This window comes from Citricoccus muralis (assembly GCF_029637705.1).
In the GTDB taxonomy this organism is placed as follows: Bacteria; Actinomycetota; Actinomycetes; order Actinomycetales; family Micrococcaceae; genus CmP2.
Window position 1 is genome coordinate 873,152 of sequence record NZ_CP121252.1, and the last position, 20,675, is coordinate 893,826.

At 65.1% G+C, this 20,675-nt stretch carries 20 protein-coding genes and 1 tRNA gene; 13 read left to right on the forward strand and 8 right to left on the reverse strand.

Annotated elements, in window-relative coordinates:
- Positions 1-80: 80 nt before the first annotated feature.
- The 8 genes from P8192_RS03985 to P8192_RS04020 all read left to right on the forward strand — a co-directional run bounded on the left by P8192_RS03985 (position 81) and on the right by P8192_RS04020 (position 9,305).
- Positions 81-293, forward strand: a complete 213-nt coding sequence (locus P8192_RS03985; RefSeq protein ID WP_270106027.1) for a heavy-metal-associated domain-containing protein — start codon at positions 81-83, stop codon at positions 291-293.
- Position 294: 1 nt separating this feature from the next.
- Entirely contained in the window at positions 295-1,269 is a 975-nt protein-coding gene (locus P8192_RS03990; protein ID WP_270106026.1) for a heavy-metal-associated domain-containing protein, read from the forward strand.
- On the forward strand, positions 1,259-3,607 hold the full coding sequence (locus P8192_RS03995) for a heavy metal translocating P-type ATPase (RefSeq protein ID WP_278158671.1): 2,349 nt from the start codon (positions 1,259-1,261) through the stop codon (positions 3,605-3,607). Before P8192_RS03990 ends, P8192_RS03995 begins: the two co-directional genes overlap by 11 nt.
- Before the next feature lie 196 nt (positions 3,608-3,803).
- A complete protein-coding gene (locus tag P8192_RS04000; protein ID WP_278158673.1) occupies positions 3,804-4,376 on the forward strand; it encodes a YdhK family protein in 573 nt (190 codons plus the stop codon).
- A 42-nt stretch (positions 4,377-4,418) separates the two neighbouring features.
- On the forward strand, positions 4,419-6,635 hold the full coding sequence (locus P8192_RS04005) for a heavy metal translocating P-type ATPase (protein ID WP_278158675.1): 2,217 nt from the start codon (positions 4,419-4,421) through the stop codon (positions 6,633-6,635).
- 16 nt (positions 6,636-6,651) lie between these two features.
- Positions 6,652-6,963, forward strand: a complete 312-nt coding sequence (locus P8192_RS04010; RefSeq protein WP_278158677.1) for a metal-sensitive transcriptional regulator — start codon at positions 6,652-6,654, stop codon at positions 6,961-6,963.
- Between the two features lie 568 nt (positions 6,964-7,531).
- The gene (gene glsA, locus P8192_RS04015; protein WP_278158679.1) at positions 7,532-8,569 is read left to right on the forward strand and encodes a glutaminase A; all 1,038 of its coding nucleotides are present in this window, start codon (positions 7,532-7,534) and stop codon (positions 8,567-8,569) included.
- A 430-nt stretch (positions 8,570-8,999) separates the two neighbouring features.
- Positions 9,000-9,305: a transposase gene (locus P8192_RS04020; RefSeq protein WP_278158681.1), complete on the forward strand. Its 306-nt coding sequence runs from the start codon at positions 9,000-9,002 to the stop codon at positions 9,303-9,305.
- On the opposite strand, the gene P8192_RS04025 is transcribed toward P8192_RS04020, so the two are convergent.
- From P8192_RS04025 to P8192_RS04035, 3 genes are all read right to left on the reverse strand, one after another.
- Positions 9,297-9,467: a hypothetical protein gene (locus tag P8192_RS04025; RefSeq protein ID WP_278158683.1), complete on the reverse strand. Its 171-nt coding sequence runs from the start codon at positions 9,465-9,467 to the stop codon at positions 9,297-9,299. The two genes, P8192_RS04020 and P8192_RS04025, sit on opposite strands and share 9 nt — an antisense overlap.
- A 220-nt stretch (positions 9,468-9,687) precedes the next feature.
- Positions 9,688-9,763 (reverse strand) — tRNA-Arg (locus P8192_RS04030).
- An 8-nt stretch (positions 9,764-9,771) separates the two neighbouring features.
- Positions 9,772-10,377, reverse strand: coding sequence for a hypothetical protein (locus P8192_RS04035; protein ID WP_278158685.1), 606 nt, complete (start codon positions 10,375-10,377; stop codon positions 9,772-9,774).
- Between the two features lie 135 nt (positions 10,378-10,512).
- Between P8192_RS04035 and pcrA the strand changes: the two genes are divergently transcribed.
- From pcrA to sucD, 3 genes are all read left to right on the forward strand, one after another.
- Positions 10,513-13,026 (forward strand): DNA helicase PcrA, encoded by a 2,514-nt coding sequence (pcrA, locus tag P8192_RS04040; protein ID WP_278158687.1) that lies wholly within the window; start codon positions 10,513-10,515, stop codon positions 13,024-13,026.
- A 166-nt stretch (positions 13,027-13,192) separates the two neighbouring features.
- Positions 13,193-14,356, forward strand: coding sequence for an ADP-forming succinate--CoA ligase subunit beta (gene sucC / locus P8192_RS04045; RefSeq protein ID WP_278158689.1), 1,164 nt, complete (start codon positions 13,193-13,195; stop codon positions 14,354-14,356).
- A 24-nt stretch (positions 14,357-14,380) separates the two neighbouring features.
- Positions 14,381-15,301, forward strand: a complete 921-nt coding sequence (gene sucD, locus P8192_RS04050; protein ID WP_270106017.1) for a succinate--CoA ligase subunit alpha — start codon at positions 14,381-14,383, stop codon at positions 15,299-15,301.
- An 86-nt stretch (positions 15,302-15,387) separates the two neighbouring features.
- On the opposite strand, the gene P8192_RS04055 is transcribed toward sucD, so the two are convergent.
- Genes P8192_RS04055 through P8192_RS04065 form a run of 3 tightly spaced genes read right to left on the reverse strand, consistent with a single transcriptional unit; the run spans position 15,388 to position 18,363 of the window.
- Positions 15,388-16,152, reverse strand: a complete 765-nt coding sequence (locus tag P8192_RS04055; RefSeq protein WP_278158691.1) for a peptidyl-tRNA hydrolase — start codon at positions 16,150-16,152, stop codon at positions 15,388-15,390.
- A complete protein-coding gene (locus P8192_RS04060) occupies positions 16,149-17,183 on the reverse strand; it encodes an aldo/keto reductase (RefSeq protein ID WP_347403428.1) in 1,035 nt (344 codons plus the stop codon). Before P8192_RS04060 ends, P8192_RS04055 begins: the two co-directional genes overlap by 4 nt.
- A 43-nt stretch (positions 17,184-17,226) precedes the next feature.
- Entirely contained in the window at positions 17,227-18,363 is a 1,137-nt protein-coding gene (locus tag P8192_RS04065; protein ID WP_278158694.1) for a VIT1/CCC1 transporter family protein, read from the reverse strand.
- Between the two features lie 141 nt (positions 18,364-18,504).
- Here P8192_RS04065 and P8192_RS04070 point away from each other — a divergent pair, with 141 nt between their 5' ends.
- Entirely contained in the window at positions 18,505-18,891 is a 387-nt protein-coding gene (locus P8192_RS04070; protein WP_270106014.1) for a YidH family protein, read from the forward strand.
- A complete protein-coding gene (locus P8192_RS04075; protein ID WP_278158696.1) occupies positions 18,888-19,214 on the forward strand; it encodes a DUF202 domain-containing protein in 327 nt (108 codons plus the stop codon). The genes P8192_RS04070 and P8192_RS04075 overlap by 4 nt, the downstream gene beginning before the upstream one ends.
- A 20-nt stretch (positions 19,215-19,234) precedes the next feature.
- Here the strand turns inward: P8192_RS04075 and P8192_RS04080 are convergent, their stop codons facing one another.
- Positions 19,235-19,669: a pyridoxamine 5'-phosphate oxidase family protein gene (locus tag P8192_RS04080; protein WP_278158698.1), complete on the reverse strand. Its 435-nt coding sequence runs from the start codon at positions 19,667-19,669 to the stop codon at positions 19,235-19,237.
- Entirely contained in the window at positions 19,666-20,583 is a 918-nt protein-coding gene (locus P8192_RS04085) for an inositol monophosphatase family protein (RefSeq protein ID WP_278158700.1), read from the reverse strand. Before P8192_RS04085 ends, P8192_RS04080 begins: the two co-directional genes overlap by 4 nt.
- Between the last annotated feature and the right edge of the window lie 92 nt (positions 20,584-20,675).

Sequence of the window (20,675 nt, forward strand, 5' to 3'; positions counted from 1 at the left end):
TCGAAGCGACCGTCAGTTGAATCATACCCCCCCTGGGTATAGTCTGGGATAAATCAGACACGAGTGAGGGAGTTATAGATATGGCAACGACAACCGAGTACCAGGTGACCGGCATGAGCTGCGGGCACTGCGAGATCGCGATCCGCAGCGAGGTCTCCGAGATCAGCGGCGTGACTGGTATCGAGGTGAGCGCACAGACCGGGCGTCTCGCGGTCACCTCTGAGCAGCCCGTCGATGACGCCGCGGTGATCACAGCTGTCGACGAGGCCGGCTACACCGCCGTCAGGAGCTGAGATGAAAGCCGCTGCACGGCTTGGCCTGTACGGGCTTGCCCTCGTGGCCGTGTTCGGCGTGAGCGCATTCACGGCGAACACGATCATTCCAGAGGATACCGTGCAGTCCTGGGCGGAAGACACCGCAGACAACACCCACCACAGAGAAGAAGAGATGAACAGCGGCGGGCATGAGGGCCACAAGGCCGGCACGGCCGCCCTGGGCCTCGGCCTGGCCCAGGACGGCTACCAGCTCACCAGCGTGAGCGCTCCGACCGGACCTAGCGACGAGGGCGAACTGACGTTCGCGATCACAGGACCCGACGGGAACCCGGTGACCGACTTTGAACGCGACCATGAGGAGGAAATGCACCTGGTTGCCGTCCGCGCCGACGGGCAGCACTTCGCCCACGTCCACCCCGAACGGGATGAGACCGGCATCTGGTCGATCCCCTGGCAGTGGGAGTCGGCTGGCACCTACCGGATCTTCGCGGACTTCGTCCCGGCGGAGACCGGTGAGGGTCTGACCTTGTCCACGATGCTGCAGGTCGCGGGTTCTTACGAGCCGGTTCCGGTGCAGCCCACCCTGGCGACCACGGCCGAGGGGTTCGATGTGGCCGTGTCCGGTGACCTCGTCGCCGGTTCAGCCTCCGAGCTGACCATGACCGTCACCCGTGACGGTGAATCGGTCACGACGCTCGAACCCTATCTGGGCGCGTTCGGTCACCTGGTCGCCCTGCGCGACGGAGACCTGGCCTACCTGCACGTCCACCCCCACGGTGACGCGCCTGCCGCCGGTGAAACGTCCGGCCCGGAGATCGTCTTCGAGGCCACAGCGCCCACGCCGGGCCGATACCTGCTCTACCTGGACTTCCAGGTCGATGGGCAGGTGCATACCGCGCCACTGGTGATCGATACCACCGGTAGCAGTGAGAGCCAGCCAAGCCCCGGAGACGGAACCGGCGAGCACGAGGAAGGAGAGGGCCATGACCACTGAGGACACCAGTACCCAGACGACCGGCTCCGGGGTGAATCTTACCGGGGTCGAGTTGCAGATCAGTGGCATGACCTGCGCCTCCTGCGCGAACCGAATCGAGAAGAAGCTCAACAAGCTCGACGGCATCACCGCCTCTGTGAACTACGCGACCGAGAAGGCCAGCGTCACCGCCCCGGCGGGCTATGACCCGCAGCTGCTGATCGCGGAGGTGGAGAAGACGGGGTACACCGCCGAGCTCCCCGCCGTCAAGGGCGCACTCGCGCCGGGCGATGATGATGACGGCGCGTCACGTGAGGATGCTGAGCTGCGGGTGCTGCGCCAGCGGCTCATCGGGTCGGCGATTCTGACGGTGCCTGTCATCGCGATGGCGATGATCCCGGCCTTGCAGTTCGACTACTGGGGCTTCGCCTCCCTCACCTTGGCCGCTCCCGTGGTCGTCTGGGCGGGGTGGCCGTTCCACAAAGCTGCCTGGATGAACCTCAAGCACGGCGCGGCGACGATGGACACGCTCATCTCCATCGGCACGACCGCCGCCATGATCTGGTCAGTCATCGCCCTGTTCTTCGGCACCGCGGGAGATCGTGGCGTCGTCCACCCCTTCGAGTTCACCATCTCCCGCTCCGACGGCCTCGGGCACATCTACCTAGAGGTCGCCGCCGGGGTGATCACCTTCATCCTGCTCGGCCGGTACTTCGAGAAGCGCTCCAAACGCCGCGCTGGAGCCGCCCTCCGCGCCCTGCTCGAACTCGGCGCGAAAGAGGTCTCGGTCCTGCGGAGCGGCAGGGAAGAGCGGATCTCGATCGAGGAGTTGAGCGTCGGTGACGAGTTCGTCGTCCGGCCCGGCGAGAAGATCGCCACCGACGGGATCATCACCTCCGGTAGCTCTGCGATCGATGCGTCCATGCTGACCGGCGAGTCCATCCCCGTCGAGGTCGGCGAGGGTGACAACGTCACCGGCGCCACAGTGAACGCCGGAGGACGCCTCGTGGTTAAGGCCACCCGGGTCGGCGCCGATACCCAGCTGGCCCAGATGGCCAAGCTGGTCGAGGATGCCCAATCGGGCAAGGCCGAGATCCAGCGTCTGGCAGATCGCGTCTCCGGGGTGTTCGTGCCGATCGCGATCGCTGTCGCGGTCGCCGCACTCGGCGCGTGGATCGGGGCCGGATTCCCGCTCTCGGCTGGGTTCACCGCCGCCGTCGCCGTACTGATCATCGCCTGCCCCTGCGCGCTGGGCCTCGCGACGCCCACGGCGCTGCTGGTCGGCACCGGGCGGGGCGCGCAAATGGGCGTGCTCATCAAAGGACCGGAGGTACTGGAATCCACGAAGCGCGTGGACACGATCGTGTTGGACAAGACCGGCACCGTCACCACCGGAAAGATGACGCTCACCGACGTCTTCACCGCCGACGGCACCACCCGCGAGGAGCTGCTGCGGATCGCGGGCGGCCTGGAGGACTACTCCGAGCACCCGATCGCTCAAGCCATCGCCGCAGGTGCCGCCTCCGAGGTGGGTGAGCTGCCGACGCCGGAGTCCTTCGAGAATATCGAGGGCAAAGGCGTGCAGGGCACCGTCGACGGCCACGCCGTGCTCGCCGGACGAGAGTCACTGCTCGCCGACTGGTCGATCCATCTCGACGATGAGCTCCTTGCTGCGAAGCAGGAGGCCGAGTCGCAGGGCAAGACCGCGATCGCTGTCGGCTGGGACGGCCAGGCGCGCGGTGTGCTCGTGGTCTCCGACCAGATCAAGCCCACCAGCGCTGAAGCGATCCGCCAGTTCAAGGAACTCGGCCTGACTCCGGTGCTGCTCACCGGCGACAATCAGTCCGTCGCCGAGCAGGTCGCCGCCGAGGTCGGCATCGGCCAAGTCATCGCGGAGGTGCTGCCGAAGGACAAGGTCGACGTCGTCACCCGCCTGCAAGGTGAGGGCAAGACCGTGGCGATGGTCGGCGACGGCGTCAACGACGCTCCCGCACTCGCCCAAGCCGATCTGGGCCTGGCGATGGGCACCGGCACCGATGTCGCGATAGAGGCCGCCGACATCACCCTGGTGCGCGGCGACTTGCGCGCGGCCGCCGACGCGATCCGCCTGTCACGGAAAACGATGGGCACGATCAAGACGAATCTGTTCTGGGCCTTCGCCTATAACACCGCCGCAATCCCGCTGGCTGCCTTCGGGCTACTCAACCCCATGCTCGCCGGAGCCGCGATGGCGCTCTCGTCTGTGTTCGTCGTGAGTAACAGTCTGCGGCTGCGCACATTCAAGGCCAAGGCCGACGACGACCAGGCCGCGCCCGCGGGGAACGCCCCTGCACCGGCACGCCAGCCGGTACAGGGCTAAGACAACTGAACCGTCACTGCGGCCGTGGTTGTGGTGATCGTGTGCAGTCATCGTGGATGGTGAACTTTCTGATCTGACAGCAAGTGGATCGGAGGCCGCGTCCGCCCGCTCCCCTGCACGGTGGGCGCGGTATCCGCCGCAGCGGAGCTAGCACGAGACCCGGCTCCGACGGGAAACGAGGAAAGGATCGACACACATGAACAAGCATCTACGACTTAGCATCGCCGTCGCTGCGCTCGGCGGCATCCTGGCACTGGCTGGGTGTGCGAACGACCAAGAGACGCCCGAGGCGTCACCCTCTGCAGAGCACGGCGGTCACGGTGGCGACCACGACGGTATGGATCACCCGGCAGATGGCGGCCCGGTGCCTGACGGCATGGTCGACGCCACCGACCCGACCTATCCGGTGGGCAGCGAGGTGACACTCACCGCGAATCACATGCACGGCATGGACGGCGCGACAGCGACGATCGTTGGCGCCTACGACACCTACACCTACTCCGTTGACTACACCCCGGAAGAAGGTCCCGAGGTTCTGGATCACAAGTGGGTCGTGCAGGAAGAGATCGAGGACGCTGGTGACCAGCGCCTTGCCGATGGAACCGAGGTGGTATTGCTCGCCGATCACATGGAAGGCATGAGCGGTGTCACCGCGACGATCGCGTCCTCCACCGACGAGACCGTCTACGTCGTCGATTACGAAGCCGACGGCATGACCATGACCAATCACAAGTGGGTCGTCGAAAGCGAAATCGAACCCACCAGCTAACCCGCCACAGGGCGGACGCGGACCAGGAGCAGTGAGACCGGCATGAACGACAAGCACAGCGAACATCATCACGATCACGGTGGCGGCAACGCGACGCGAGAGCACCACTCCGCGCCCGAGCATGGTCGCGCGCATCACGACCACCAACACAAGAGCCACTCTGCTCACAGCCACGATGCTGGGCACGACGGTCACGCCGACCATCAGGATCACCGTGGACACGACGTGCACGCGGGTGATTCCACTCACGAAGGGCACGGGGGTCATGGCGGGCATGGCGATCATGTCGGGCAGTTCCGCAGGCTGTTCTGGATCATGCTCGTCCTCACCGTCCCGGTGGTCGGCTTCAACGAGATGTTCGCCCACCTGATCGGCTACCACCTGCCCGACGCCGAGTGGGTGCGGTGGGTCTCCCCGATCCTCGGCACGGTCATCTACTTCTGGGGCGGATTGCCGTTCCTGACCGGCGCGATCAGCGAGGTCCGCTCCCGTAAACCCGGCATGATGCTGCTGATCGGGCTGGCGATCACCGTGGCATTCATCGCGTCCTGGGGTGCGACCCTGCACCTTCTCGATCACGAGCTGAACTTCTGGTGGGAGCTCGCCCTATTAGTGGTGATCATGCTCCTCGGGCACTGGATCGAGATGCGGTCGCTGGCCCAGACCACCTCCGCGCTCGACTCGCTGGCAGCTCTGCTGCCGGACGAGGCGGAGAAGGTAGACGGCGACGACATCATCAAGGTCGCTCCGGCAGACCTTCGGGTCGGCGATGTCGTGATCGTCCGGCCCGGCTCGTCGGTACCCGCCGACGGTCGGATCGTCGACGGCTCGGCCTCGATGGATGAGTCGATGGTCACCGGCGAGTCCAAGACCGTGCGCCGCGAGAGCGGCGACCACATCGTCGCAGGAACCGTCGCCACCGACTCCGGGCTGCGCGTGGAGGTCACCGCCGCCGGCGACGACACCGCCCTGGCCGGGATTCAGAAGCTCGTCGCCGATGCTCAGGCGTCGTCGTCTCGCGCGCAGCGGATCGCCGACACAGCTGCGGCATGGTTGTTCTGGTTCGCCCTCGGGGCCGCAGTGATCACCGCGATCGTATGGACACTCGTCGGGATGCCCGATGCCGCTGTCGTGCGCACCATCACGGTGCTGGTGATCGCCTGCCCGCACGCCCTGGGCCTGGCGATCCCGTTGGTCGTCTCCATCGCGACCGAGCGGGCGGCCCGGGGAGGGGTGCTGGTCAAGGATCGCCTCGCGCTGGAGTCGATGCGCACGGTGGATGCGGTCCTCTTTGACAAGACCGGCACGCTGACCAAGGGCGAGCCCGCCGTCACCGGCATCGACCCGGTAGGCGACCGCAGCGAGGACGACGTTCTCGCCCTGGCCGCCGCCGCCGAATCCGACAGTGAACACCCGCTCGCCCGCGCGATCACCGGAGCCGCGCGGGCGCGCGATCTGGACGTGCCGAAGGCCAGCCAGTTCTCATCCTCGCCCGCGGTCGGGGTCAAGGCGACCGTCGACAGCACCGTGATCGAGGTCGGCGGCCCCTACCTGCTCGAACAGCATTCCGCCCGAGAGCTGCCGGTGGCGAACCACTGGCGGGAGGAGGGCGCGATCATCCTCCATGTGCTCGCCGACGGCGAGGTCATCGGGGCACTGCGGCTGGCCGATGAGATCCGGCCCGAGTCCCGCGATGCCGTCGACGCACTCCACGCACAGGGCGCGCAGGTGGTGATGATCACCGGCGATGCCCAAGCCGTCGCAGACACAGTGGCCAAGGACTTGGGCATCGACCGGGTCTTCGCCGGCGTGCGCCCCGAGGACAAGGCCGCCAAGGTCGCAGAACTCCAAGACGAGGGACGCAAGGTCGCGATGGTCGGCGACGGCGTGAATGACGCCCCCGCCCTCGCCCAGGCCGACGTCGGCATCGCCATCGGAGCAGGCACCGACGTCGCCATCGGATCCGCCGGCGTCATCCTCGCTTCCTCCGACCCGCGCTCGGTACTCTCGATCTACGAGCTGTCACGCGCCTCGTACCGCAAGATGAAGCAGAACCTGTGGTGGGCCGGCGGTTACAACCTCGTGTCCGTGCCCCTCGCAGCGGGTGTGCTCGCGCCCATCGGGTTCGTGCTTCCCATGAGCATCGGCGCAATCCTCATGTCCGCCTCCACCGTCGTCGTCGCCCTCAACGCCCAGTTGCTGCGTCGCCTCGACCTCACGCCCGAAGCGAGCACCAACCGCATCCTCGACCGTTCCTGACCCAAAAGGAAGAACTATGACGAATACGGCACCCGTGGCAACGACCGCCCACGGCTACATCAGTGACAAGAACCAGTACCTCGCCCGGATGAAACGCATCGAAGGCCAGGCCCGTGGCATCCACCGCATGATCGACGAGGACAAGTACTGCATCGACATCCTCACCCAGATCAGCGCCATTACCTCCGCTCTAAATACGGTCGCTCTGGGTCTGCTCGATGACCACCTCAAACACTGCGTCACCGACGCCATCCAAGCTCAGGCAGACGACGCGGAGCAGAAGCTCCGCGAAGCCTCAGCCGCCATCGCCCGCCTCGTGAAGTCCTAACCACAGGGACCGCCGTCAATGAGCATCGCCGCCCGCGTCCTCCCTACGTTGACCGATCGCTGGCACCTCGGGCTTCCTGCGCGGGTAACACGCTGGTCGACTCCCTTGACCGCCATGTACTGGCATAGCTTGCCGTGACCGTGCCTTTGACGGGCGTATCCGATGCGAAGCTTCGAGCCGCTCACAGCTCGGACTCGCACGGTGAAGCGCCCTGGGTCTGGCGGGACGTTACCGAGGTAGCCGTGGAGGCGCTGTCCCGAGCAGTTAGGGAAAATGCTTACGGATGCTACGACTCGGCTTGGTGAGAGAATCCCACGTCGCCCGTCTAGCGGTAATCCACCAAGTTCACAGAGTCGGTAGGCTTTTCGGGCCCATCGAGGATAACCAAACTCTCGGGCAGGCGTAAGACGTCACTTATTAGAGGCGTTCTGGGCGAGCCGAGTAGGACTTCATATGCTGCAGCGGCAGTTCCTCTATGTGTGATGTTCGCGGTCGGAGACGGCGGAATTGGCGCGGCAATGCTGTCGTGCATCGTGTGGCGTGGCTGTGATCTCAGTATGCTTGAGCCATGTCGAATCATCCGAAGAATCCGGTCTTGTTCCCGTACGCGCGCGATCAAGGTCACTTGGAAACTGACGTGGTCTCCACGGGAGACCTTCCTGAGGCAGCGGTCGTTGAGAACATGATGCAGCAGACGTATGAGCTGCACGTGGATCTGTCGGAGGGGACTGTTGCGAGTTACATTCCGAAGCTGGCTGAGGCGGATCCTGGGTGGTTCGGTTTGACGCTGGCCTCGGCGACGGGGAGCAGGTTCAGTAGTGGTGATTCGCAGCAAGAGTTCTCGATTCAGTCGATCGCTAAAGCCTTCGTTTATGCGCTGGTCTGTGACGCCGTGGGCCACGATGAGGTGCGTGAGCGAATCGGTGTCAACAACACGGGGCTGCCGTTTAACTCGGTGATGGCTATCGAGTTGAATGAGGGTCACACGATGAACCCGATGGTCAACGCTGGCGCCCTGACCACGACGTCCCTGGTTTCCGGGTCGACCTGGGAGGAGAAGTGGGAGTTCATCCTCCAGGGGCTTTCAGCTTTCGCCGGCCGTGATCTGGAGCTCGACGAAGGGGTCTACGCCTCCGAGATGGAGACGAATATGCGCAACCTGAGCATCGCTCGGTTGCTGCAGAGCTATGGTCATATCACCGTTGATCCGGCTCGCGTGATCGAGCTTTACACTCGGCAGTGCTCGCTGCGTGTTACTACGGAAGATCTGGCGATCATGGGAGCGACGCTGGCAAACGGTGGTGTCCATCCGATTACCGGGACACAGGTGGTGGGTGCTGATGTCAGCCGGGACGTGCTCTCGGTCATGGCGAGCACCGGCATGTACGAAGCCAGTGGCGATTGGCTCTTCGAGATTGGGATGCCGGGTAAGAGCGGAGTGGCCGGCGGCATTGTCACCATCGCCCCGGGCAAGGGCAGTCTTGCGACCTTTTCTCCACCTCTTGATGCGGCAGGGAACAGCGTGCGCGGGGTTCACGCGACTCGGCACCTTTCCCATAAGCTCGGCTTGAATCTGTTCTCCTCGACAGCCCGAGCTCGCCAGTAGAAGATGTGGCCTCGGTATGAATCCGCTCATCACGGTGGGAGTGTTCTCACAGTGTGCACCTGCCGACGACAGGTTGGTGCCGGAGGACTGTAGGCCAGTCGGGGAGACTGGCGATCAAAGAGCGCGATGACGTGGCTCCGCTGGGAGTGGGGAGTCAGCGTCGGGGTGTGGGTGACGTACTCAAATGTCAATGTTAGCGGAGACATCGGCGAGATCGGCATAATATGGCACCATGCCGATCTCATCATCAGGACCGCGAAGTCTCAGCCAGCGTCTTCGCACGGAATCGGGTTCGGCGGTGCTTCTTGTTGCCGTCACAGTGATCGCCCTGTTGTGGGCGAACTCGCCGTTCTCGGACACATGGGGCTGATGCAGGGATAGGTGACAACTGATCTGGCTAGCCGATGGTTGGCCTGGAAGGATTGTCATCTTGCCTAAGCCCTATCCCCGAGAGTTCCGCGACGATATTGTCCGGCTCGCTCAGAACCGGGATGAGAACACCACGATCTCCCAGATCGCCTCGGACTTCGGGATCCATGAAGGCACTTTGAACAAGTGGCTGCGCCAAGCCGACCTCGACGCCGGCAACACCACTGATCGCAAGCCCGGTGCCACCAGTGATGAGAAGGCGCAGCTGCGGGCAGCGAACCGCAGAATCAAAGTCCTCGAGCAAGAGCTGGAGGTCATGCGACGGGCCGCTGCCTACTTCGGGCAGGCTCAGATCCGGTCACAATGAAGTACCCGCTCGTATGCGATCTGGCCGCCGGCCCAGGAAGCCGAGAAGATCATCGCCGTCGCCCTGGATCTGGCCGAGGACTGCGGCAAGGCCTACCGCCACGCGCCCGAGCATCTGAAGCGCGAACTCAATAAGACCTTCTTCACCAAGATTCTGGTGCATGAGACCGATCAGCCAGGTGACTTCGAGCTAGAGGGGCAGCTGGAGCCGCCGTTCGATGTGCTCTTCAGCGCCGAGACTCGCAAGGCTGTGGCCGAGATTCAGAAGGCCGAGAAGAGCCAGCGTAATAGCAAAAACGAAGCGCCGACCCCTGAGGATCGGCGCTTGGATTCATCTGTAGCGGCGGCACCCGAACGCACTATTACGTCGAATATCACGCTTATGGTGCCCCAGATAGGATTCGAACCTACGACCTACCCTTTAGGAGAGGGTTGCTCTATCCCCTGAGCTACTGAGGCGCACCGCACTAGTCTACAGAACTGCGCCGTCGGAGACGCTGGATGAGCAGGATCACCAGCCAGACGATCAGCACCGCGAGCAACACCCAGCGCAACTGCGTCAGCAGGCTGGCCGTGGCGACGGCGTCGGCCGTCAGCTCGTGCAGGGCCCGCTCGATCGCGATGTTCTCCCAGATATCGACGACGGCGAAAATCACGCCCGAAGCCAGGGTCACCCAACGCAGGGGAACGCTGCGCAAGGACCAGGCACCCACGACGGAAACAGCCAAAGCCACCGTGATCGGGAAGATTATGCCAGCCGTTTTGTGCACCCAATTCAACTGCCCGAGTGCGTCGTCATCCATCACCGCGGCCAAGGCGGTGACGTCTTCGAGGGAGTAGCCGGTGATCCGGTGGTCCAGCATGGAGAGTCCACCGGTCAGCTGGGTCATCTGCTCGAGAACAAGCCCGTGGTAGTAGAACGCGATGAACGCGAGGGTGCCCAGCAGGGCGATGATGAGCATTCCGGGACTGCCCTGTTGCTGGCCGGAGCGCTGAAGGTCATCCCGAGCCTGCGTGACCGACATGCGGGGCCGCTCGGGCCGGTTCGGTCGATTGTCCTTCGAGCGTGCCACAGTACCTCCGGATGCAAGATTCGCAACGTCATCCACATTGCCCCACCATTCTACGGGGGTGCAGTGGCGGGCTCCTGTGGAGAACTCGCCTGAGACGTTACCGCGTCCGTCGAGGGCACTAGACTGGTGGGCATCATGGCTCAGGATCATCAGACTTCATTGCCCGGTTTCTTGCCCGCTTTCACCTCCCGCCCGGGGACGGCGCTGGCAGACCCGGAATTCACCACGGCCCCCGAAGCTGCGGATGCTCGGACGACATCGGACGATGCCCTGGTTAATGGACTCAACGATCCTCAGGCCCAAGCCGTGCAACACACCGCCGGTCCGCTCCTGATCGTCGCCGGCGCCGGCTCGGGCAAAACCCGGGTGCTGACGCACCGCATCGCCTGGCTGCTGGCCACCGGAGCCGCGCGTCCGCATGAGTTCATGGCGATCACCTTTACTAATAAGGCCGCCGCCGAAATGCGCGAGCGCATCACCTCCTTGATTGGGGCGGCCGCCCAGCAGATGTGGATCTCCACTTTCCACTCGTCGTGCGTGAGGATTCTGCGACGCGGGGCCACCCACGTGGGGCTGAAATCCAACTTCTCCATCTACGACTCGGCGGATTCTCTGCGCCTGGTCACCACCATCGCCAAGCTGAACGATCTGGACCCGAAGCGATTCGCGCCCAAGGGGCTACTCAACAAGATCAGCGCGCTGAAAAACGAACTCATCGACGCCGATTCCTTCGCCTCTACCGCGGCGGCCGACCCGTACAACCAGGCCGTGGCGACGGTGTATTCGGAGTACGCCTCCCGGCTGCGCCAGGCCAACGCCATGGACTTCGACGACCTCATCGCCACCACGGTGCACATGTTTGAGGCATTCCCGGCAGTGCTGGATAACTATCGACGCCGCTTCCGGTTCGTGCTGGTTGACGAGTACCAGGACACCAACCACGCCCAGTACAGGCTGGTGCGATTGCTCACCGGCCCCGCAAACGAGCCACAGGGCGTGGAAACAGCAGGCGGGCAGCTCACCGTCGTGGGTGACTCGGATCAGTCGATCTACGCCTTCCGCGGTGCAGACATCCGCAACATCGTCGAGTTCGAACAGGACTACCCGGACGCGACCACCATCAAGCTTGAGCAGAACTACCGCTCCACGCAGACCATCCTGGACGCAGCAAATGCCGTGATTTCGAAGAACCCGGCGCGGACCAAGAAAAACCTGTGGACCGCCGAAGGTCCGGGGGAGAAGATCATCGGCTACGCCGCTGAATCGGAAACCTCGGAAGCCGACTGGATCGCCGGCAAGGTCGATGAACTCATGGACACCGACGGGATTCGCCCCGCGGACATTGCGGTGTTCTACCGCACCAACGCCCAGTCGCGTTCCCTGGAAGAGCGGCTGATTGCCAAGGGCATCCCGTATCGTGTGGTCGGCGGCACCCGGTTCTACGATCGCAAAGAGATCAAGGACGCGCTGGCCTACCTGCGGGTGATCGACAACCCCGACGACGACGTCAACCTGCGCCGGATCCTCAACGAGCCCAAACGCGGCATCGGCGACCGGGCCGAGGGCGCGGTGGCCGCCCTGCAGCAACGCGAGCGCATCACCTTCATGGAGGCCCTGCGCCGTGCCGAAGAAGCCCCCGGGGTGGCGACGCGTTCGGTGAAATCCATTGTCGGATTCGTGCAGCTGATGGACGATCTCAGCGAAATTGCTGAGACGCAGGGGCCGGCCACCGTGCTGGAAGCGGTGCTGGAGCAAACCGGAATGCTGCAGAATTTGCGCGAATCCGAGGACCTGCAGGACGAATCCCGCGCCGACAACCTCGGCGAGCTCGTGGCCGTGGTGCGCGAATTTGAGAAGACCCACGTTCAGGGCACCTTGGGGGAGTTCCTCGAGCAGGTGGCGCTGGTGGCCGACGCCGATCAGTTGCCCAGCGCCCCCGACGCCGAGGGTGAACGACTGGCCGATCAGCTCGGCCAGGTCACCCTGATGACCCTGCACACCGCCAAGGGCCTGGAGTTTCCGGTGGTGTTCCTCACCGGCATGGAGCACGGTGTATTCCCGCACTCGCGCTCCATGACTGACGAGAAGGAACTAGCGGAGGAACGTCGCCTCGCCTATGTGGGGCTCACCCGCGCCCGGAAACGGCTGTTCCTCTCGCGTGCCGAAGCCCGTTCCCTGTGGGGGCAACACCAATTTAACCCGCCCAGTCAGTTCCTGGGGGAGATCCCGGAAGAGCTGATCGAATGGGAACGCGTGGGACGCACCAACCCCGGGTCCTTCGGCGGCGGTTCCGTCGGCGGTTTCGCCTCCCCGGGGTCGCGCTACAACCAGCGGTTCACCGGCTCGCACTGGGGTGCATCGACGTCGAAGTCAAACTATGGAGGAGGCGGCCGCGACGAGGACGGCAACCGAGAGGTCATTCGCCCGGCAGCACGCTCCGGTACGGGTGGTCCTCGGCGTCGTGTGGACGAATCCAAGGAGCTGATTTCGCTGTCGGTGGGTGACCGCGTCAGCCACGCTAGTTTCGGCGAAGGCCAGGTCACGGCGCTGACCGGATCGGGTGATAAGACGGTCGCCACGGTGGTGTTTGGCGGTACGGAGAAGCGCCTGCTGCTCCGCTATGCGCCGCTGACGCGAATCGAGTCCTGAGAACAGCGTCTTATCACCGCCGAAACCCTGCAAACTCGGCGCGTCTGGTCTAAGGTTGGAGAGGACGATCCGGCGTGACCGGATCCTTCTTGAGCGCACAGGTTTCGGGGTGTCCTCGATCCACCGCTCATCATCCCTATAGTCAAGGCAGAAGGACTTAATTCCCGTGGACCTGTATGAGTACCAGGCACGCGATCTGTTCGAGGCACACGGTGTTCCCGTGCTGGCCGGCATCGTGGCGCAAACCCCGGAAGAAGCCAAGGCTGCGGCCGAGAAGATCGGCGGAGTCACCGTCGTGAAAGCTCAGGTCAAAGTCGGCGGTCGCGGCAAGGCCGGTGGTGTCAAGGTCGCTAAGACCGCTGACGAAGCCTATGAGCACGCGAAGGCCATCCTCGGCATGGACATCAAGGGGCACACCGTGCACCAGGTGATGATCGCCCAGGGTGCCGATATCGCGGAAGAGTACTACTTCTCCGTGCTCCTGGACCGCGCCAACCGCACCTACCTGGCCATGTGCTCGGTGGAAGGCGGCATGGAGATCGAGCAGCTCGCCGTCGAGCGTCCTGAGGCCCTGGCCAAGGTTCCTGTCTCCGCCCTGACCGGTATCGATGCCGACACCGCCGCGAAGATCGTGGCCGAAGCCAACTTCCCGGAGGAACTGCGCGGCCCGGTGGCCGACGTCATCGTCAAACTCTGGGACGTGTTCAAAGGCGAAGACGCCACCCTGGTTGAGGTGAACCCGCTGGTGAAGACCGGTGACGGCACCATCCTCGCCCTCGACGGCAAGGTGTCCCTGGACGAGAACGCCGCGTTCCGTCAGGAAGGCCACAGTGCCCTCGTGGACAAGCGCACCGAGGACCCGCTGGAGGCCAAGGCCAAGGAGAACGACCTCAACTACGTCAAACTGGACGGCCAGGTCGGCATCATCGGTAACGGTGCAGGTCTGGTGATGTCGACTCTCGACGTCGTCGCCTACGCCGGCGAGAACCACGGCAACGTGAAGCCCGCTAACTTCCTGGACATCGGCGGTGGCGCCTCGGCTGAGGTCATGGCGAACGGTCTCGACGTCATCCTCGGCGACGACCAGGTGAAGTCCGTGTTCGTCAACGTCTTCGGTGGCATCACCTCCTGCGACGCGGTGGCTAGCGGTATCGTCAAGGCTCTCGAGATCCTCGGTGATTCTGCTACCAAGCCGCTGGTCGTCCGTCTGGACGGCAACAACGTGGAGGAAGGTCGGAAGGTTCTGGCCGACGCCAACCACCCGCTCGTCACCCTGGCCACCACGATGGACGAAGGCGCCGACAAGGCTGCCGAGCTGGCCAACAAGTAAGCACGTAAGGACGGACCACACCCCATGTCTATCTACCTGAACAAGGATTCCAAGGTCATCGTCCAGGGCATCACCGGCGGCGAAGGCACCAAGCACACCGCCCTGATGCTCAAGGCCGGGACCAACATCGTCGGCGGCGTGAACGCACGCAAGGCCGGCACCACCGTGACCCACACCCACTCCGAGGGCTACGAAGTTGATCTGCCCGTGTTCGGTTCCGTGGCTGAGGCCATGGAGAAGACCGGTGCCGACGTGTCGGTGGCCTTCGTGCCGCCGAAGTTCGCCAAGGACGCTGCCGTGGAAGCCATCGAAGCAGGCATTCCGCTGCTCGTGGTGATCACCGAGGGCATCCCGGTCCAGGACACCGCCGAGTTCTACGCTCTGGCCGAGTCCAAGACCGACGCCGACGGCAATCCCACCACCCGCGTGATCGGCCCGAACTGCCCCGGCGTGATCACCCCGGGTCAGGCTCTGGCCGGCATCACCCCGGCGAACATCACCGGCTCCGGGCCCATCGGCCTGGTGTCCAAGTCGGGCACCCTGACCTACCAGATGATGTACGAGCTGCGTGACTTCGGCTTCTCGACCGCCATCGGTATCGGCGGCGACCCCGTCATCGGCACCACCCACATTGACGCCCTGGCTGCGTTCGAGGCGGACCCGGAGACCGAGGCCATCGTGATGATCGGTGAGATCGGCGGCGACGCCGAGGAGCGCGCCGCAGAGTTCATCAAGGCCAACGTCACTAAGCCGGTCGTCGGCTACGTGGCCGGCTTCACCGCACCCGAGGGCAAGACCATGGGCCACGCCGGCGCCATCGTCTCCGGTTCCTCGGGCACCGCGGAGGCCAAAAAGGAAGCCCTCGAGGCCGCTGGCGTGAAGGTCGGCAAGACGCCGTCCGAAACCGCACAGCTGATGCGCGAGATCTTGCAGAACCGCGGCTGATCCCCGCACCACGCACCGGGCGCCCGGGACTGGCTCATTGCGAGCCGGACCCGGGCGCCCGGTCGTTTACCCCAGTGGTTGTTGGATTACCAGAAGGCTCGGGCAGTCTCCGTCGGCCCGTTCACCTCCGTGAGTCCAGCATCGACGACGCGGATCGGCAGATCCTGGCGCACCCACAGCGGATCCTGGTCGCTCTCCGGTTCCACGATGTTCACCCGGAACCCGTCGGCTCGCCACGCGTCGAGTAGTGCGGTCGCGGCCGGGGAATCTGAGCTGGGTTCGGCGGCGACGACGCAGAGCCGCTCATAGGCCAGCTGGGCAGCATGGCCCGCCTGGGCTGCTGCCTTGCCGGTGGACAGTTCCAACCCAGGAGCCATCACCACGGTGACCACGGCGTCGGCTTGAGACTGTGCAGACACAGCTGGTTCGATACTGCGCGGAAATTCGGTGCCGCCCACCTGCAGTTTCTTCACCTCTGGAGGCAACGGTGTCAGTGGACCGGGCACCAGCGCACGCACCTCGGCCGCAGACGTGCTGTTCTGCGTGTGATTCACCGTGACGGTGAGCCCGGGCAGGTGCTGCACGTCGTCCCAACGCTTGTTGTCGGCCCGGCGGGTGACCTTGCGGATCCAGCCCGCGCGCCAGTGCCGTACGGCTGAAGCCCAGTCGCCGTCGCCGTGGGAACGAGGATCATCGAGCAGTCGTGCCACCGCCGTGGCGGCGGCGGCCAGCACATCCCGGTGCAGTGCCGGATCAGTCTTCACCCGGTGGACCACCAGCTGCATCGCCCAAGGATCATTATGGTCCGGGTGGTCGGGTCCCGAGCGCTGGGGCTGACGCAGATCGCTCACGCCGGGGCGTCCTCGGTGTCGATGGTGGCCCGGGCTTTTTCTGCATAGCGGTGGCCGTGCACGGTGGCGTGGTTGATGATGTCGCCCCAGCGTAAGACATCCACCGGGCTGATCCGCAGTTGTTCGGCGGACTGATCCTCGAGTAGGTGATCCCAGTTGATGGTGCCCGGAATCGCCACCACGTTCTCGCCCTGGGCGAGCACCCAGGCCAGGGCCAAGGCGGCGACGGTGGTGCCGTGGGCGCGGGCCTGCTCAGCGAGCTTCTCGCGCAGGCGCAGATTCTCCGGGTAGTTCTCGGCGGAGAACCGGGGCATAGTGCTGCGCACATCGGAAGCGGCGAGGTCTTCAGTGCGCGGGGGAGCGTCAGAGAGGAAGCCTCGAGCGACCGGGGAGAACGCCACCAGGGTGGTGCCGGTCTCGCGGCAGGCCTCTAACAGTCCCCACTCCGGGTTGCGTGTCCACAGCGAGTACTCGTTCTGCACGGCGGCCACCGGATGCACAGCGTCGGCGCGGCGCAGCGTCTCGGCGGAGATTTCGGAGAGCCCGTAGGCGCCGATCTTGCCTTGCGTGATCATCTCGGCCAGGGCGCCGGCCGACTCTTCTACCGGAACTTCTGGGTCCAGTCGGTGGAGGTAATACAGGTCGATGTGGTCGGTCTGCAGGCGCCGCAGGGAATCCTCGACCTGGGCCCGCAAGGTCTCGGGACGACCATCGATACGCCGATCCCCGGACTGGGTCAGCCCGCATTTGGAGGCCAGCAGCACTCGGTCGCGCAGTCGACCCTGCGAGGTGGTGGTGGACAGGGCGCGGCCGACGAGTTCCTCATTGCGCCCGCCTCCGTAGAGGGTGGCGGTGTCGAGGTGGTCGATCCCCGCTTCGGTGACGGCACGGACCAGCAGGTCCACCGCGGCGTCGTCGTCGAGAAAACGGGTGTAGCCGTGGTTGAGGTTCATGCAGCCCAGCCCGATGGGGCGCACCGGGCGTCCGGCGAGCAGGCGCGGCGATGACAGGTCGGTAATCATCATGGTCATGCGCTCCACTCTAGTGCGGCGGCGTGGGGGACGTGACGCGGGATTACGCCACGGAGACGTCGAAGATCAGCCCCAGCACGTAGGTGACGCCGGCCGCGCCCAGGCCGATGAGCAGCTGACGCAGGGCGCGTTTGAGCGGGGAGGCCCCGGAAAGCAGTCCGACCACGCCGCCGGTGCCGAGTAACGCCAGGGACACCAAGCCCAGGGACCAGAGCAGGGCGGTGAATCCGGTGGCGCCGAGCAGGAAGGGCAACACCGGGATGATCGCACCGGAGGCGAAGAAACAGAAGCTGGAGGCGGCCGCACCCCAGGCGTTGCCGATTTCAGCGTGCTCTTCGGAGTAGTCGACGGGGCCCTGGGAGCCGTCGGGGCGGGCGGAGTAGCTGGGGTTGCAGTCGCAGGTGAAGTAGCCGAGGCGTTCCTGGGCGCGGTGGTGAGCTTCGGCCTGGTCCATGCCGCGGGCCCGGTAGACCAGCTCGAGCTCGTTCTGGTCCAGGTCCAGATGACTGGCCGCGTCGAGGGTGACCTGGGTGGGGGCGGAGGCTTCGAGTAGTTCACGCTGGGAGCGCACGGAGACGAACTCTCCGGCGCCCATGGACAGGGCGCCGGCTAGCAGCCCAGCCAGGCCGGTGATCAGCACGACCTCATTGGAGACGCTGGTGGCACCGATGCCCATGACCAGGGCCAGGTTGGACACCAGTCCGTCGTTGGCGCCGAAGACGGCGGCGCGGAAGTTTCCGGCGAGTTGTTCGCGGCCCCGTGCGGCCAGACCCCTGACCACCTCCTCGTGGATGGCCTCGTCGGCGACCATGCCTTCGGGAGCGTCTTTGTCGCGGGCGTAGGGGGAGTCGGATTCGGCGCGCTGGATCAGTGCCAGCACGAATACGGAGCCGAACATGCGGGCCAGCCAGCGCAACAGCACCCGGCGCAGTGACGGCCGCGGTGGATGCTCGGCGTGGGCTCCCAGCAGGCTGCGCCAATGATTTTCGTGCCGTTTTTCAGCCTCGGCCAACCCGAGCAAGATCTCCCGGTCAGGGCCGGTTTTGCGGGCGGCAATGTCGCGGTAGATCTGACCTTCGACGATTTCGTCTGAGAGGTAGCGGCGCCAGCGTTTGATCTGCTCCGGGCTTGGCGGTTGCCCCGGGGCGGCGTTGACTGCGGGGGAGTCGGCGGTAGACATGGGCCTCACGGTGTTCGGTGTGATCTGGGTGGGTCGTCAGGTGGAGCGTCGCGGCGACGTCGTCCACCCAGGGAGTTTACTCTGGGGTCGTGGCCGGACCCAGTTCGGGTTCGGATGCTGAGATACGAGTACGCTGATGCCATGACTACGCCTCCTGATACGCCCGAACCACGGTCCACCGTGGCGCGTCGGCTGCTGGCCGGAGGTCGGGAACCGGATCCGCGCTTCACCCTGGCCAACGAACGGACGTTTCTGGCCTGGATCCGCACCTCGCTGGCACTGTTAGCCGGCGGCGTGGCGGTGGAAGCGTTCACCGGCGGGCTCTTTGATGAGCTGACACGCCGGGTGCTGGGCTCGATTCTGCTGGTGCTGGCCGCGGTGATTGCGTTCAGCGCGGTGTTCCGGTGGATTCGGGTGGAACGGGCGATGCGGCGCGGGCAGGCGTTGCCGTTGCCGGTGTTGGCCCCGCTGCTGGCGTTGGGTACGGCCACGGCTGCCGCCGTCGTGTTCATGATGGTGACGATGTGAACACCCTCTCGCTGCATGCGGATCCGGGGCTGCAGCCCGAGCGGACCGTGATGAGCTGGTCGCGCACGCTGATGGCGTTGTGCGTGACGGCGCTGTTTTTTCTGCGCTGGTACCCGGAGCAGGGCTTGGTCACCTTCGCCCCGGCGGTACTGTGTGCCATAGCTGCTGGTGGTATTCATTTTTCGCAGCGGGCGCGTTACACCACTCAGTCCACCGGGATCGCCGCGGAGCGGGTGCGTGCCGATGTCTGGGCGGTGCTGTGGATGACGACGCTGGTGCTGGCACTGGCGTTGAGCGCACTGGTGGCAGTCTGGGTGCTGTGACGCACTGGTCTAGTGAGGTCCTACCGCTCGGGGTGTGGACCGAAGGCGAAGTGGCGCCCGCTGATCTCGGTGACCTCCACGGCCACCACGTGATCTTTGAAAGTCGGTACCCAGGGGGTGAGCCCTAAGCGACGTACCCGGCGGATGTCTTCCTCGTCGGTGAGTTCGCGGGCCAGGCCGCGGGCCACGACCGACCAGCCCTGATCGGGTAGCATGCCATCGGCTTCCAGGACGACGGGCAGGCCCACTTCTGCGGCGGTGAGCTTAGACCCGGGAGCGGTGCGGAAGTAGACGACCGGTTGCTCGGTGAGGATATTAACCGGGAAGATCTCCAACCGGTCGTCGCCCTGAAACGCTACTCGGGCGTGGCGGGTGTGGGTGAGGAGCTTCCAAGAGCGCTCGTCGTCGAGCACCAGCACCGGCTCCTGATCGGGGTGGGGGAACATGAGGTTCATCGTGCCTCCGTGGGTGGGGTGGTCAAAACGGTGAGTTCAGGGTCGACGGCGGCCACGATCTGCTCGAAGAGCTCGCGGGACCGGGCTATTTCCCGGCCGGGGGCCACGCCCAGTAGGTGAGGTGCCCAATGAGGTGCCGGCTGCGCTACCGGGTGAGTCGAGTTGTCCGGGCCGCGGCGGGGTATCACGGTGCCCCCGGCCCGGCGCAGGACCAGTTGTCCGGCGGCGACGTCCCAGGGGTGGGTGGCCAGTGCCATGGTGACATCGGCCCAGCCGGCCGCGGTGAAACACAGCTCGAGGGCCCCGGACACCACGCGGCGCACGGTGGCGTAGTCCTCGACCAGGGTGCCGAACAGCTGCAGACTGCGCTCGGGGGAGCGGGCGAGATTCTCCGCCGAGGGGAAGGAAGTGACCAGGTTGTACCGGGATTCCACGGTCGGGGTCGGGCGCGGAGCCAGTGGGGCGCCATTCAGGTAGGCGCCGTCGTCGTCGGCCGAAAACTCCAGCTGATTGACCGGATCCAGCACCACCCCGGCGCGTACGGTGCCGTGCACGGCGGCGGCAATGGAGATGGAGAACATGGCGAAACCGTGCACGAAATTGGAGGTGCCGTCGATGGGGTCGATGATCCACTCGATGCCGGTGGTGCTACTGATGCCGCCGTGGCGGGCGCCGCGTTCTTCACCCAGCACGACGGATCCGGGCACCGCCTCGGTGAGCAGGCGCGCGAGCAGGTCCTCGGTGCTGCGGTCGAGATCGGTGACGAGATCGTGGTGGTTGGTTTTGGTGGTGACGCCGAGAATGCCCTGGTCTGCGCGGAACGCCGAGGCGAGCGCGGCTCCCGCCTGGCGTGCTGCCGCACTGGCGACGCGTCGCAGCGTGGCGGCGTCGGGGAGGGATGCGTCGTCGGTCACAGGGGTCAGTCTACGCGGGCAGACGAGTGCGCGGGCTCGGTGACATCTTGTCACTTCGGCCGCTTCATCCTAGAATTAGTTGCCATGAGCAA

Excerpts from the sequence above, each read along its gene's own strand:
- P8192_RS03985 (WP_270106027.1), top strand. The coding sequence starts at position 81 with ATGGCAACGACAACCGAGTACCAGGTGACCGGCATGAGCTGCGGGCAC.
- P8192_RS03990 (WP_270106026.1), top strand. The coding sequence starts at position 295 with ATGAAAGCCGCTGCACGGCTTGGCCTGTACGGGCTTGCCCTCGTGGCC.
- P8192_RS03995 (WP_278158671.1), top strand. The coding sequence starts at position 1,259 with ATGACCACTGAGGACACCAGTACCCAGACGACCGGCTCCGGGGTGAAT.
- P8192_RS04000 (WP_278158673.1), top strand. The coding sequence starts at position 3,804 with ATGAACAAGCATCTACGACTTAGCATCGCCGTCGCTGCGCTCGGCGGC.
- P8192_RS04005 (WP_278158675.1), top strand. The coding sequence starts at position 4,419 with ATGAACGACAAGCACAGCGAACATCATCACGATCACGGTGGCGGCAAC.
- P8192_RS04010 (WP_278158677.1), top strand. The coding sequence starts at position 6,652 with ATGACGAATACGGCACCCGTGGCAACGACCGCCCACGGCTACATCAGT.
- glsA (WP_278158679.1), top strand. The coding sequence starts at position 7,532 with ATGTCGAATCATCCGAAGAATCCGGTCTTGTTCCCGTACGCGCGCGAT.
- P8192_RS04025 (WP_278158683.1), bottom strand. The coding sequence starts at position 9,467 with ATGCACCAGAATCTTGGTGAAGAAGGTCTTATTGAGTTCGCGCTTCAG.
- pcrA (WP_278158687.1), top strand. The coding sequence starts at position 10,513 with ATGGCTCAGGATCATCAGACTTCATTGCCCGGTTTCTTGCCCGCTTTC.
- sucD (WP_270106017.1), top strand. The coding sequence starts at position 14,381 with ATGTCTATCTACCTGAACAAGGATTCCAAGGTCATCGTCCAGGGCATC.
- P8192_RS04060 (WP_347403428.1), bottom strand. The coding sequence starts at position 17,183 with ATGACCATGATGATTACCGACCTGTCATCGCCGCGCCTGCTCGCCGGA.
- P8192_RS04065 (WP_278158694.1), bottom strand. The coding sequence starts at position 18,363 with ATGTCTACCGCCGACTCCCCCGCAGTCAACGCCGCCCCGGGGCAACCG.
- P8192_RS04070 (WP_270106014.1), top strand. The coding sequence starts at position 18,505 with ATGACTACGCCTCCTGATACGCCCGAACCACGGTCCACCGTGGCGCGT.
- P8192_RS04080 (WP_278158698.1), bottom strand. The coding sequence starts at position 19,669 with ATGAACCTCATGTTCCCCCACCCCGATCAGGAGCCGGTGCTGGTGCTC.